General features: G+C 39.5%; 14 protein-coding genes. 5 read left to right on the forward strand and 9 right to left on the reverse strand.

Annotated features, from left to right (window positions below):
- Window positions 1–274: 274 nt before the first annotated feature.
- Entirely contained in the window at window positions 275–1756 is a 1482-nt protein-coding gene (proS, locus tag HMJ38_RS09255) for a proline--tRNA ligase (protein WP_194974108.1), read from the reverse strand.
- Window positions 1757–1884: 128 nt separating this feature from the next.
- Here proS and HMJ38_RS09260 point away from each other — a divergent pair, with 128 nt between their 5' ends.
- Complete coding sequence (locus HMJ38_RS09260) at window positions 1885–3264, forward strand: hypothetical protein (protein ID WP_194974109.1); 1380 nt, start codon at window positions 1885–1887, stop codon at window positions 3262–3264.
- Window positions 3265–3356: 92 nt separating this feature from the next.
- Window positions 3357–4877 carry an OmpP1/FadL family transporter gene (locus HMJ38_RS09265; RefSeq protein WP_194974110.1) on the forward strand — a complete coding sequence of 507 codons (1521 nt, stop codon included), beginning with the start codon at window positions 3357–3359 and terminating at the stop codon, window positions 4875–4877.
- Here HMJ38_RS09265 and HMJ38_RS09270 read toward each other — a convergent pair.
- The 3 genes from HMJ38_RS09270 to HMJ38_RS09280 are packed head-to-tail and all read right to left on the reverse strand — an operon-like array spanning window position 4867 to window position 7032.
- Window positions 4867–5397 (reverse strand): shikimate kinase, encoded by a 531-nt coding sequence (locus HMJ38_RS09270; protein ID WP_194974111.1) that lies wholly within the window; start codon window positions 5395–5397, stop codon window positions 4867–4869. The two genes, HMJ38_RS09265 and HMJ38_RS09270, sit on opposite strands and share 11 nt — an antisense overlap.
- Window positions 5394–6494 (reverse strand): BT_3928 family protein, encoded by a 1101-nt coding sequence (locus HMJ38_RS09275; RefSeq protein WP_194974112.1) that lies wholly within the window; start codon window positions 6492–6494, stop codon window positions 5394–5396. The genes HMJ38_RS09270 and HMJ38_RS09275 overlap by 4 nt, the downstream gene beginning before the upstream one ends.
- Window positions 6487–7032: a DUF1599 domain-containing protein gene (locus tag HMJ38_RS09280; RefSeq protein ID WP_194974113.1), complete on the reverse strand. Its 546-nt coding sequence runs from the start codon at window positions 7030–7032 to the stop codon at window positions 6487–6489. The genes HMJ38_RS09275 and HMJ38_RS09280 overlap by 8 nt, the downstream gene beginning before the upstream one ends.
- Window positions 7033–7046: 14 nt before the next feature.
- Between HMJ38_RS09280 and folP the strand changes: the two genes are divergently transcribed.
- Together folP and cdaA are read left to right on the forward strand one after the other, a co-directional pair.
- Complete coding sequence (gene folP, locus HMJ38_RS09285) at window positions 7047–7931, forward strand: dihydropteroate synthase (RefSeq protein WP_194974114.1); 885 nt, start codon at window positions 7047–7049, stop codon at window positions 7929–7931.
- Complete coding sequence (gene cdaA / locus HMJ38_RS09290; RefSeq protein ID WP_194974115.1) at window positions 7928–8797, forward strand: diadenylate cyclase CdaA; 870 nt, start codon at window positions 7928–7930, stop codon at window positions 8795–8797. The genes folP and cdaA overlap by 4 nt, the downstream gene beginning before the upstream one ends.
- Before the next feature lie 60 nt (window positions 8798–8857).
- Here cdaA and HMJ38_RS09295 read toward each other — a convergent pair whose 3' ends face one another.
- Window positions 8858–9052, reverse strand: coding sequence for a cold-shock protein (locus HMJ38_RS09295; protein ID WP_194974116.1), 195 nt, complete (start codon window positions 9050–9052; stop codon window positions 8858–8860).
- Between the two features lie 89 nt (window positions 9053–9141).
- Between HMJ38_RS09295 and HMJ38_RS09300 the strand changes: the two genes are divergently transcribed.
- Window positions 9142–9630 carry a SixA phosphatase family protein gene (locus tag HMJ38_RS09300; protein ID WP_194974117.1) on the forward strand — a complete coding sequence of 163 codons (489 nt, stop codon included), beginning with the start codon at window positions 9142–9144 and terminating at the stop codon, window positions 9628–9630.
- A gap of 14 nt (window positions 9631–9644) precedes the next feature.
- On the opposite strand, the gene HMJ38_RS09305 is transcribed toward HMJ38_RS09300, so the two are convergent.
- The 4 genes from HMJ38_RS09305 to porQ form a co-directional block, all read right to left on the reverse strand.
- Entirely contained in the window at window positions 9645–10424 is a 780-nt protein-coding gene (locus HMJ38_RS09305; protein ID WP_194974118.1) for a capsular polysaccharide synthesis protein, read from the reverse strand.
- 43 nt (window positions 10425–10467) lie between these two features.
- Window positions 10468–11205 (reverse strand): SDR family NAD(P)-dependent oxidoreductase, encoded by a 738-nt coding sequence (locus HMJ38_RS09310; protein WP_194974119.1) that lies wholly within the window; start codon window positions 11203–11205, stop codon window positions 10468–10470.
- 64 nt (window positions 11206–11269) lie between these two features.
- Window positions 11270–12673, reverse strand: a complete 1404-nt coding sequence (gene hslU, locus HMJ38_RS09315) for an ATP-dependent protease ATPase subunit HslU (protein WP_194974120.1) — start codon at window positions 12671–12673, stop codon at window positions 11270–11272.
- A 10-nt stretch (window positions 12674–12683) separates the two neighbouring features.
- The gene (gene porQ / locus HMJ38_RS09320; protein ID WP_317174514.1) at window positions 12684–13703 is read right to left on the reverse strand and encodes a type IX secretion system protein PorQ; all 1020 of its coding nucleotides are present in this window, start codon (window positions 13701–13703) and stop codon (window positions 12684–12686) included.
- Between the last annotated feature and the right edge of the window lie 24 nt (window positions 13704–13727).

The following is a 13727-nucleotide window of genomic DNA, read 5'->3' on the forward strand; positions in this document are numbered from 1 at the left end:
TTCTATATAGTCTTGAATGTATTTTACAGTTCAAAGGTATATATCCAAATATGTCAATGGTAGTTTTTAAAATTTGGCATTTACAGAAAGGAAATGACATCAAAATGGGCAGTAGACCTCTCCTGACGTCGAGGTGACAAGGCAAAGTTTTATTATAGATTTAATGCTATCTGTAGTTCTAAACACTCGATTTCAAAATCTGTCAATGGTAACGAGCATACAAAAGCCTTCCCCAAACTTGGGGAAGGCTTTTGTTAAAAATGATTTTTAAATATCAATATGCGCGGGCAAAATAAACTCTTCCATGGGAAGGGTTACCACTGAAGATACACTTGCCTGATTCTTCCTTACGGTTCAATGGAATACAGCGGATAGTTGCTTTTGTCAATTCTTTGATTTTTTCCTCTGTTTCATTGGTGCCATCCCAATGCGCAGCAAGGAACCCACCCTTCTCTTCAATCAGTTTTTCAAATTCATCCCAAGAATTTACCTCAGTAGTCATTTCCTCTCTAAAATTCAATGCTTTATTATAGATGGCATCTTGAATGGTATCCATCAAGTCACTGATATAATCTTCGATTTGAATTTCACCGAGATGAATGGTTTCTTTTGTCAAAGTATCCCTTCGGGCAATTTCCACAGAATTATTTGCCAGATCCCTAGGCCCCATGGCAATCCTGACAGGAACTCCTTTGAGTTCATATTCCGCGAATTTCCACCCCGGCTTGTGGGTATCTCTATTATCAAATTTCACAGAAATTCCTTTGGACCTCAACTTAGCCATGATCTCGTTGGCTTTTTCGGAGATTTTAGACAGTTCTTCATCTGTTTTATAAATAGGCACAATCACTACTTGAATGGGTGCCAATTTGGGAGGCAATACCAATCCATTATCATCCGAATGGGCCATTATCAAGGCCCCCATCAATCTGGTACTTGCACCCCAAGAAGTTCCCCAAACATATTCCAGACCACCTTCTTTTGTTGCAAATTTAACATCAAAAGCTTTGGCAAAATTTTGACCGAGGAAATGAGAAGTACCTGCCTGAAGGGCCTTGCCGTCCTGCATCATCGCTTCAATACAGTAAGTATCTTCAGCACCTGCAAATCTTTCATTTTCACTTTTGACACCTCTTACTACTGGTAAAGCCATGTGCTCTTCTGCAAATTGGGCATAGATATTCATCATCTGCACTGTCTCTGCAATAGCCTCTTCTTTGGTAGAATGCGCAGTGTGTCCTTCCTGCCAAAGGAATTCGGTTGTCCTTAAAAACAAACGTGTCCTCATTTCCCACCTTACCACGTTTGCCCATTGGTTGACCAAAAGCGGAAGGTCTCTGTACGATTGAATCCAGTTTTTGTAGGTACTCCAGATCACGGTTTCAGAAGTGGGCCTGACAATCAATTCTTCTTCTAATTTGGCATCGGGATCAACGATAACTCCTTTTCCATCTTCTGAATTTTTCAACCTATAATGTGTCACAACTGCACATTCTTTGGCAAAACCTTCGACGTGGGTCGCTTCTTTGGATAAATAGGATTTGGGAATAAACAAGGGAAAATAAGCATTGACATGTCCGGTCTCTTTGAACATTTTGTCCAGTTGAGCCTGCATTTTTTCCCATATTGAATAACCATAAGGTTTGATGACCATACAACCTCTCACGGGGGAGTTTTCTGCCAAATCCGCCCTCTTAACCAATTCATTATACCACAAAGAGTAGTCTTCACTCCTTTTTGGCAATCCTTTACTCATAGTGTTTTTGTTGAATTCAAAAATCTAATTATCTTCGCTAATTACTGTAGGAGGCAAATATAAACCAAAATATTATAACCCTCTGATATATGCCTCGTATATAAGACTAAATAGTAAAATCCAAACAAATGAAAAACCTCAACAAAATATTGACCCTTGGAGCTGGAGCCATCCTCTTAATGTCTTCTTGCAGCACCAGCCAAAATGCCATGAGAGGCGGAGAATCCGACGATCTTTATTTTATGGCATCTGATGCGCAAATAGCTACCGAATTTGCCGTTACCAATAATAATCCCCAAAACTTCCAGTCTTTGAACAGTGTTGATGCAGCACAATTTGAGCAAGAAAATTTTTCAGCAAGAAATGTAAATCCTGAATACTTAGCCAAATATCAGTCTCAAAGCAATACAGGAGATACCGGAACGGTTTATTTTGATGAGGCAGGTGAGCAGGAAGAGGGAAATGTTAATGTATATAATAATTTTTACGGAAGTGGAGCCGGTCTAGCTGGTCAGGGTTTCAACAACAGCCGTGTTAATTTCAACGTTGGCCTCGGATTCGGAGCCCCAATGTGGGGAATGGGTTGGGGAATGCCAATGATGGGAATGGGCTGGGGCATGCCTATGATGGGAATGTGGGACCCTTTCTGGGGAATGCCTATGATGGGCTGGGGTATGCGCCCTGGTTTTGGAATGGGAATCGGATGGAACTCAATGTGGGGTTGGAATATGGGTATGGGAATGGGTATGGGCTGGGGAATGGGTGGAATGTGGGGTAACCCTTGGATGAACCCTTGGATGGGTGGCGGAATGTGGGGCTGGGGCCGTCCAGGAATGGGCTGGGGAGCTCCTGGAATCGGATGGGGCGGTGAAGGTGGCCGTCAAGTTGTCAGAGGTGCCAGACCTGGAAGAGGTTCAAGTTCTGCAGTCAATGGAAATAGACCTGGTACAAATTACCCCGCTACCACAAGAGCTGCAAGAAGAGATGCTGTGAATTCAGACAGAAGTGTGGGTTCAACTTCAAGAGCAACTGGCCGTGACTTCAGCAGGTCTCAAAACGATTACTATAATTCAGCAAGAACAAATAGCAGAGTAGCAAATTCTGCTGCGACAGGCAATAGAAATGTAGGTTCAGCAGCTGCAACTAGACCAAGTAGCAGAACAGGCATAAATAATGCAAGACCAAATTATAACAACCGTACAGGAACTACAAGAGGTTCTTCCTATGGAAATACGAACAGAGGAACAACTTCACCTAGCTTTAACAATAGAAATACACAGGGGACTAGGGGAACTGCAAATCCATCCTACAACCGAGGAAATACAAATATGAACAGGACTTCGCCTTCCAGAAACATGTCTTCCCCATCAAGGAATACAATGTCTGCTCCAAGCAGAATGTCTTCACCGTCTATGAGTTCACCGAGTAGAAGCAGTGGTGGTAGCATGGGAGGAAGCCGTGGAGGTGGGATGAGCTCCGGAGGTTCTAGAGGAGGAAGGGGAAATTAATTCCCCTTTTTTTTTAGCTTATACAGTACAGAAAATCTGGCAAAAATTTTGATCATGATTCGCTACCTTCGCTTAATTATTATTTCAATCATATGATTTCAGTAAAAAAGATATTCTTTAGCGCTATCGTACTCTCGGCATTTACTCTTGGAACATCCAAGGCACAAATAGGCTATTATGAAGATGCTTTAAGGTTTAGCCAATTTAGGTCCACAGGTTCAGCCAGGATAATAGGGCTCGGTGGGGCACAAATGTCTCTTGGAGGTGATATATCCAACATTCATACAAACCCTGCAGGCTTGGGCTTTTTTAGGAGGTCAGAATTTAGCTCTACCCCATCATTCGGTACTTGGAAAACTGAATCAAATTATTTGGGACAAGTACAGGAAGACAGAACAGGGAATTTTGCAATCCCTAACCTCAGTTTGGTCATCAGTAATCCTAAAGGCCCTTTGAATTCCGGTGCTTTTCGAGGAGGTTCATTCGGTATCAGCTTCAATAGATCAAATCATTTCAATAGTCAGTTTGGTTATTTTTCAGATTTTGAAGGAGAAACTTCCATCATCGATTTCTTTATTCAGGACGCAAGTGGTATACGGGAAAGTCAGATAGAAAATTTTGGGTTGACCGGGTTGGCTTATACTACATTTTTGATCAATCCTATTACGGAAGACGCTAATGGAAACCCAATAGCTGACCCCACAGAATACGATTCTTTTGTTCTTGGCTTTCCATTTCAGGACGAAACTGTAACCACAGAAGGCAGAACCAGTCAGACAACGGTGTCTTATGGCGCAAATTTCTACAATAAGATTTTTGTGGGAGGAGGACTTGGACTTACCTCGGTCAATTATACTTCAAGAAAAAATTACAGAGAAGAATTTTTTGATGAACCATTAATCACCACTGCCATAGATGAATTTTTGAATATATCAGGTTTTGGTGCGAACATCAACTTGGGTGTAATCTATAAACCTATAGATCAATTAAATCTTGGGCTTAATTTCCAGTCACCTACTTGGTACAGCTTCAACGAAAGGTATGAGGCCAGAATGGTCAATGAATTTGATAATTTCTTTTTTGAACCGGAAAATATAACCTTAGGAAGAGAAGAGGCTAGCACCCCTATTGTGATCGGCAGATACAATCTTAACACCCCACTAAGATTAAGCGGTGGTGCAACCATCTTTCTTGGAAAAAGCGGTTTTATTACAGCAGATATTGATTACCTAGACTACAGTGCAAGTAGGATCAATTCGAGGGATTTCAATCCTAGTGGTGATAATCAGGAAATCCGTAGATTGTTTGGAACCACCTTTAATTACAGAGTGGGTGCTGAGTTCAGATATGATATGTGGAGGTTAAGAGGAGGATACAGTTATTATGGCGATCCATTTGTCAACAGTAATTTTGACCGAAGCACGCAGCAGTTTTCAGGAGGTGTTGGAGTTAGGCTTAAAAAAATGTACGTAGACTTTGCGCTTTCTGCCAGTTATTTTGATCAATTATACAATTCCTACCCAGTAATTGAAGGTGGTGTGAATTTTGGCCCTTTCACCGAAATCAGACACAACATCACAACAGGCTCTTTGACTTTTGGATTTAATTTCTAAAGTACGTCATTATTTCAGACACTAAATGCTCAGTGGAAATATCATCACCACTGAGCTTAATTTTTGCCTGTCTATAGAATCTTTCCCGTTCTGCTTGAAGATTTTTTAATTTGAGGATGATTTCTCCTTCATCCAAACCTGCAAACATTGGCCTTTTCCCTAAATGATCTTTGTGCAGTCTGAGATATATTTCATTCAAAGAAACATCCAGAAAAATAGAAAGAGATTCTTTATTGATCAAATCCATATTGTCATTGAAACAGGGTGTTCCTCCACCTGTCGCCAAAATAAAACCTTCAATTTCACCAAGAGACTTTTCCAAGTAAAAACTCTCTAGTTCTCTAAATCTACCCTCCCCTTCTGTTTCAAAAATCTCAGCAATGGATTTCCCCGTTTCTTTTTCGATCAATTGGTCCAAGTCTAAAAAGACAAAATTAAGCTGTTGGGCAAGCTTCTTTCCAAACGTAGACTTACCTGAACCAGGCATTCCAACCAATACTATTTTCAATGGTGTTCTCATTGACCAAACAAAGCCTTGACTTCTTCTGATTTCGGTGTGTTCCTGAAATGATATTTTTTGACAACTACACCTTCGTCCAAAAGCATGATGCCCGGATTAGATCTCATGATGGTTTTGATTACAGTAGCATCACCTTGATACCCCTCAATACCCCATGCCCTTGACTCGATCAATCCTTCAATCTCCTCCTCTGAGGATGCAGCTACTAATACCGGCAGGATCTCCGTAGCTTTTAAACCCGCGATCATGGCATCAATCTCATCCAAATATGCGGTGTTAAGTTTGCTCATATTGGTAACCAATACCACTGCTTTTTTTCCTGAAAGAATTTCCTCAGTATAGTCTCCATCAGCATTCCATACTGCAAAATCAGAGATTTTTGGCAGGGCATCCTCATTGACAAGATTCATTTCTATAAACTCATAGGAATCATCTGTGGGATATTGATCGAAAACAAATTCCTGCCCATCCTTTTTCATCACGTAATTATATTGTAGTTGAGCTGATGGCTGCATCGCCTCAGGAATATTTACACCTTCTTTGTATGCCCTGAAATCAATAAAAGGGAGATTCCTGATAGCAGTAATGGCTATTACAACCGAAACAACCAAACTTATCCTGACAGTCCATTTGGCCCAAGATTGACTTTCATCGGAAAGGTCTTTTCGAAAGAAAAACAAGACTCCGATCAGTACCAATAAAATAACATCTTTGGTAAAGGACTCCCATGGTGTCAATTTGATCGCATCACCAAAGCAACCACAGTCCGTCACTTTGTTGAAATACGCGGAATAAAAAGTCAAAAACGTAAAGAAAACAATAAGAATACTCAAAGCCCATACAGTGAACTTTAACCTCACGCCCAATATCAGCATGATCCCAAGTACCACTTCTGCTACCACCAAGACCACCCCTAAGGGCAATGCGATATCTTTGAAAAGGTAAAAAAAGGAAGCTATATCATTGGAAAAAACATCAAAATACTCCTCCAACTTAATGGCAGTCCCAACAGGGTCATTTACCTTGATCAATCCTGAAAATATAAAAAGGCCACCTACCAGTAGCCTGATGATAAATAAAATCGTTTGTTTAATCATGGTATCCTAGTTTGATTAGGCAAAACACGGCATAATTGATCATATCTTGGTAATTGGCCTCTATTCCTTCTGACACCAAAGTCTTACCAGAATTATCTTCTATCTGTTTCACCCTATACAATTTCATTAAAATGATATCTGTAATCGAAGAAACTCTCATGTCTCTCCATGCTTCTCCATAGTCATGGTTTTTATTTTCCAAAAGCCCCCTTGTCGCAATTACCCAATGGTCGTATAAAGGTTCAACCTCCTCAAAATCCAATTCCAAACGATCATCCTCTTTTAGACTAACCTGTATCAAAGCTATCAGGCAATAATTGATAATACCAACAAATTCATCAGCGATTGGGTCATTCACTTTCTGATTGCCTTTTTCTTGGATGGATCGTATCCGTTGGGCTTTGATAAAAATTTGATCTGTAATGGAAGGAATTCTTAATATTCTCCATGCAGTGCCATAATCAATGGTTTTCTTCTTGAAAAGTTCTTTACAAAGGTGGATAACTTGATTATATTCGCTCGTGGTTTGCCTCTTCAAAGTATTTCTGTTTAATGGATAATCATTTACCTTTTTCTTCGAAAACCGAAGATATATCATTTAGCCCAAAAATAACACTTCATTCTAAAGGAAAGCTATTTTTGTTAAATGAGCCTTGGGTAATGGGAATCTTAAACCTCACCCCTGATTCTTTTTACGCAGGTAGTCGGGTAAATTCAGGATCATCTCAAATATTAGATTTGGCTGAAAAAATGATAACCAACGGTGCTGATATTTTAGATGTCGGCGGATATTCAAGCAGACCTTCAGCTGATTTTGTTTCGGAAGAAGAGGAATTAAGAAGAACTATTGGAACCATTGAACATTTGAAAAAGCACTTCCCGGATTCAATGATTTCAATAGACACATTCCGCTCCAAAGTTGCGCATGAAGCCGTTCTTGCCGGCGCTGATTTGGTCAATGATATTTCAGCGGGAGAACTTGACCCTGAAATGATCCCAACAGTTGGAGGACTCGGCGTACCGTATATTGCCATGCACATGAGGGGAAACCCTCAGACCATGCAAGAGAAAACGGATTATGGAAATATAATTTTAGAAATAATGAATTATTTTTCTAAAAAAATCAAAGATTGCAGAAAATATGGCATAAAAGATGTAATCATTGACCCAGGATTAGGATTTGCCAAAACTTTGGATCAAAACTATTGTATTCTCAGAAATTTAGCTTATTTTAAGACTATTCAAGTGCCAATTTTAGTTGGATTATCAAGAAAGTCTATGATTTATAAAAAGCTTGGTATCCAACCGGAAAATGCCCTGAATGGAACAACAGCACTTAATATGGCAGCACTGATAAATGGCGCAAACATTTTGAGGGTTCATGACGTGAAAGAAGCTAACGAAACAATAAAACTATATAAAGAACTCTACCCTTGACACTACTTTTCAAAATCGGATTTTTGGAAATCTCCATCGTAAATATCATCGATATTACCTTGGTAAGTGTGTTGTTGTATCAAGTTTACAAATTATTAAGGGGAAGCGTCGCGATCAAAATATTTTTAGGTTTTCTTTCCATATACTTGGTCTACCTCATGGTCAGTGCGCTAAGGATGGAGCTGCTTTCTATCATATTGGGTCAGTTTATGGGTGTGGGTGTTATTGCCGCCATCATTATTTTTGCTCCTGAAATCAGAAAATTCCTCCTTATCATTGGAAGAACGTCCTTCCTTTCCAATGAAAACTTCCTTCAGGAACTTCTCTTTTGGAGGAAAAGAGAAACTCAAGCATTTAATATCAATCCACTAATTGAAGCCTCCAAAAGTCTATCCGGCACCAATACAGGTGCATTGATGGTCATTTCCAGAAACTCAGAACTGAAATTTTATGCCGAAAGCGGTGATATTCTAGATGCACAAGTTTCCAAAAGACTATTGGTTTCCATCTTCAATAAATACAGTCCTTTACATGATGGGGCAGCAATCATTTACAATGGAAAAGTAAAAGCGGCAAGGTGTATTTTGCCTGTTACTGAAAGGGATGTTCCTGCCCAATTTGGACTTAGACATAGGGCAGCAATCGGCATGTCAGAAGCGACGGACACCTTAGTACTGATTGTTTCCGAAGAAACAGGACAGGTATCTTTGTCGAAAAACGGTAAAATCCTTCATAATCTTTCTTTCCAAGAATTGAGAGAAATGATCAACGATTACCTGACCGGAGTTGATATAGACGAGAAGTTTGAGCCTATATCGATTTATGAAAGAAGTAAACTCAAAAAAATAACGCCAACCAGTGCATAATACAAAAAGGCCCCAAAATTGAATTTCAAAGCCTTTTTCATGAGTACCTAATGATTAATCCTATTCTAATTTTTTGACATTTATAGCATTAGGGCCTTTCTTGCCGTCCTTTACATCGTAGGTTACTTTGTCATTTTGGGCTACTTTGTCGACCAAGCCTGTGGCATGGACAAATACATCACTTTGAGATTGGTCATCAACGATAAAACCAAATCCCTTGGCATCATTGTAAAATTTTACTGTTCCGGTAAGCATGATAAATATTATAATTACGTGGTTAAATGTATATTAAATGTAAATATACTTCATGAAAAAACAAAAAATAATTTTGTTAAATTGGCTAAATGAAAAAGCTTGTAATTATCCGCCACGCAAAATCATCATGGGATGACCCTTTTTTAGATGACCACAAGAGACCTCTTGCAGCGCGTGGGTTAAGGGATGCTCCTAAGATGGCAAACCGCTTGAAGAAAAATGAAATTCTTCCTGATGTCATCATTTCTTCTGATGCAGAACGCGCTAAAACCACTGCAATCATTACAGCTGAAATGTTGAATTTCCCTGTTCATAAAATTCAATTTACCCCAAATCTTTACCACGCCTCTGCCTCGACGATTCTAACTGAAATCAGAAAAACAGATGATTCAGCCAAAATTTTGTTTGTATTTGGACACAATCCAGGCCAAAATGACCTAATCTGGAAATTGGGTGGGGAAATTGATAATTTGCCAACCGCAGGTCAATTTGGTTTCAAATTCAATGTAGATAGATGGTCTGAGGTAGCTAGTAAAAATGCCAAGGTATGGTTTTTTGATTATCCAAAAAAAGGCTAAACTTACCATCAAAGTCACCTATGATAAATCCCTGCATTCTTAATGGAATCCATCGGCAATGTCTTTATAATGTGATCCCGAAATCGATAATTTAACGGATGAAAAATATTCCCGAAAACCGTCCATGGTAATGGGTAATTCACATTTCTTCCTTGAATCCTGTAGGTAATTTTTTTTAGGTTACTTGAAAAAAACTTTTCGGATTCTATCTTTTTCTCCCTTGGATGCTTACCCGGATACTTCTTTAAAAGCTCCATATTTTCATCCAGAAATAAATTCATATTTTCAATCAAAGCCTTAGAAAATGGAGTTTTATCCCTTCCGATCCATGACACGACAGAGATCAATTCTTTCCATAAATCAGGCATCCACCTTCCCTCTCCGTCATGAATCCTAGCAGGACCGCCTTCGATTTCAGGTTTTCCGATCAAATAAACCTTTTCTTCCGAAAATCCTTCCCATGCTCCTGCAAAACTTACTTTTGTAGCTTTAACATCATGCCAAGCTCCTCCATAATGATGCAAAAGATAAGCCCTGATGTAGTCAGACTGATGCACCGCGCTCAAAAAGGGAAAAGAAGGGTGTAAAGGGAAATCTGCGAGAATAAATTGTGTAATATTTTCGGGTGTTATCAAGCAAACCGGGACACCAATATGTTCTCTCAACAACCGAAAACTTAAGGACCTTGCATCATTCATAGTTCCTCCCGCCCAAAAGCACCAAACCACTTGGGGTACTCCATGAACCTTTTTAAGCGCGAGTAATTCTGATTTGTTTTTAATTAGCTCGATCATGACCAAAGATGATAAGTTTTGGAATTAATCTGTATGATGAAATTTAAAATTCTCTCACATCTTGTAGGACCTCCGAAAATTGATCGGTATTATTAATTAAAAAAAGCAATTTTTCAGCTGCATGATTTGGACTACTCAATTGGTTATTCTCCTTCAATGATTTGAATTTGGTCAGGGCGGAAAAACTGTCTTCAGATGCTGATCGGATTTCTGTTTGCATTTCAGTATCCACCACTCCCGGAGCTACAGCAAAAAACCTGATTCCATTTTTATCCAGTTCCGCTTCCAACTGAGCAGTTTTAGACATCATATCCAGAGCTGCCTTAGAAGCGGAATAGCCTGACCAACCATCAATGGATTTTTTCGCAGCACCCGAACTGATATTGACCACCACTCTTTCCGCATTGACCTGATTACTGTAATTTTTAACAAACCCATTCATCAAAATAGCAGGTGCGATGGTATTGATTTCAAAAATATTTTTAATGCTTTGATCTTTCAAATGACCAAAATGATCTATTTCTCCTATCCAGCCTGCATTATTGATAAGGACAATTTTTCTGAATTCTTTCTTGGGAAATATATCCCCCACCCTGTCGATCAATTCCTCTATTTGACCCAAATCTATTTCTAAATGTGTATAGTTTGGGTTTTCCTTTTTTACTTTTGATCTGGAAATTCCGATCACTTCACTGTCATCTTCCTCTAACAAAAGGTCTACTAAGGCCTCTCCTATTCCTTTACTTGATCCGGTAATGATGTATAAGGATGATAGAGACATGATAGTTTTGGGTTTTAAATATTTTATGCCCAATCTATGTTTAGGATTGGGCATTGATGATTCTTTAAAGGATATATTGGGAAAGGTCCCTGTTCTTCACGAGTGAGCTTAACCTTTCTTCCACCATTTCTTTGGTAATCATGATTTTTGAATTTGCCTCGATCGTATCAGGTACATCAAAGAGGAAATCATTCAATAAGTGGCTCATTACTGTATGCAATCTTCTCGCACCTATATTTTCTACCTCTTCATTGATTTTAAATGCCAGTTTGGCAATTTCTCTGATTGATTCATCATTGAAATCAAGAAAAACATCCTCAGCATCAAACAAAGCTTGATATTGTTTGGTCAGCGCATTCTTAGGCTCTTTCAAAATCCTGTAAAAGTCATCTTCGGTCAGGCTGCTAAGCTCCACTCTGATCGGGAATCTGCCCTGTAACTCCGGGATCAAATCAGAAGGCTTGGCCACATGGAATGCTCCTGCTGCAATAAAAAGCACATGATCGGTATTGACGATACCATACTTGGTATTGACCGCACTACCTTCTACAATGGGCAATAAGTCCCTCTGAACACCTTCTCTACTTACATCGGGGCCGCTGCCTCCTTTTCCGCTTTTTGATGCTATTTTATCGATTTCATCAATAAAGATGATTCCATTGTTCTCGGCCAATCTGAGCGCCTCTTCTTTTACTTCATCAAAATCAACCAACTTAGAGGTTTCTTCTTCCATCAAGATCTTCCTGGCCTCAGCAATGGAAACTTTTCTCCTTTTAGATCGCTTGGGCATCATTCCCGAAATCATGTCCTGTAATCCTGCCATACTTGCATCATCCATCATGCCGTTTCCAATCATTCCGACACCTACTGGTGGACTTTGCTTGACATTGATTTCAATTTTTCTGTCCTCCATTTCTCCGTTTTTCAATTTTTCACGAAAACGGTCCCTGGTACGCTCATTGAGGTCATCATCTGAAACAATATCAGGCTTGAAATCACTGGAAACTGAAGTTGTAGGGCGGGCAAATCCTGCAGTTTTTACTGGTGGAATCAGGATATCCAAAATTGCCTCTTCGACAGCATTAGATGCTTTTTCCTTTACTTCTTCATTTTTCTTTTCCTTAACCAAATGCACTGATTGTTCTACCAAATCCCTGACCATACTCTCTACATCCCTTCCTACATAGCCAACTTCTGTAAACTTAGATGCTTCTACTTTGGTAAATGGCGCATTGGCAACTTTCGCCAATCTCCTTGCAATTTCGGTTTTACCAACTCCTGTGGAACCTATCATGAGGATGTTATTGGGAACAATATCTTTTTGGATATCTCCTTTCACATTCATCCTCCTAATCCTGTTCCGGAGCGCAATAGCCACATTTCGTTTGGCGTCATGCTGTCCGATGATATATTTATCAAGCTCTCCTACAATTTGCCTAGGTGTTAGCTCATTGATTTCATTTTTCATTTTGTTTTCATTAAAACGTTCTCCATTCGTTGATTGCTGTGGTAACTCCAAAAACATTGGAACCACCTGGTATATTGTAAAACATCCTGGAATAGGATAGTTCAAATTTTTTGACCTTGAAAGCAAAGCCTCCAGTAAATCCTCCTGCCCCTGCTCCGGCAGAAGTGCCGAATTCCTTTCTGATGAGGTGATTATACCCCAATCGCACTGCTAAATTTTCACTCGGCAATACCTCTACCCCAAATACTGCCCTTCTGAACATCTTATCAACTGATGAAACAGCTTCTCTGTTTACTGATGGGTCAGGGAAAAAGAAATCCTCTTCTCTTCCATTCAAGTTCCTTAAGGTCATATGAAACCTAAACGGAGCATATTCCGGCTTGAAACTTCCACCAAACCTTACATCTGATGGGAGCTGAAGTTTTTGACCCTCGATGTAAGTACTCATGTTAAAACCAATATTCCTTACATTCAGTCCAAATACCAGATCTTTTTCGGGGTGGTGGTAATTTACCCCAAAATCAAATGCAAGGGCGTATGCCTGATACCCTTCCAACACGGATCCAAGTATTTTGGCATTGGCGCCATATCTGAAAACACCCAACTGTCGGGCATACCCAACAACAAGAGAGAATTCATTGGCTCCAAAATGGCCGGTCCCAATTCCTATGGCATCGAAGCCTTCAAAATTTCCGTAATCAAAATATTGTAACGCTATTCCAAAAACACCTCCATTTGATGCCTGAACATTATAACCCAAGGTCGCCACATGTATTCCTCCCGGAAAATTGAGGTAGTGAAATGCCGGGGTATTTATTGAAGTACTATCCAATAAAGCGGGATTTGACATGAACATCAGGACATCATTCCCAGATGTGATATTTACTCCTCCCAATCCAGCTAACTTTGTAAAAGATGGATTGTCAATAAAATTATAAGCTGATCTTGACGTTTGGGCATTTGATTTTTGGTGAACCATCATGAAACAGCCCAAATAAAAAACCAAAATGTATTTTAAGCAATTTCCCAAATTGTCCTCAGCCTTTACATTTCC

This window comes from Aquiflexum lacus, assembly GCF_015476655.1.
Taxonomy (GTDB): domain Bacteria; phylum Bacteroidota; class Bacteroidia; order Cytophagales; family Cyclobacteriaceae; genus Aquiflexum; species Aquiflexum lacus.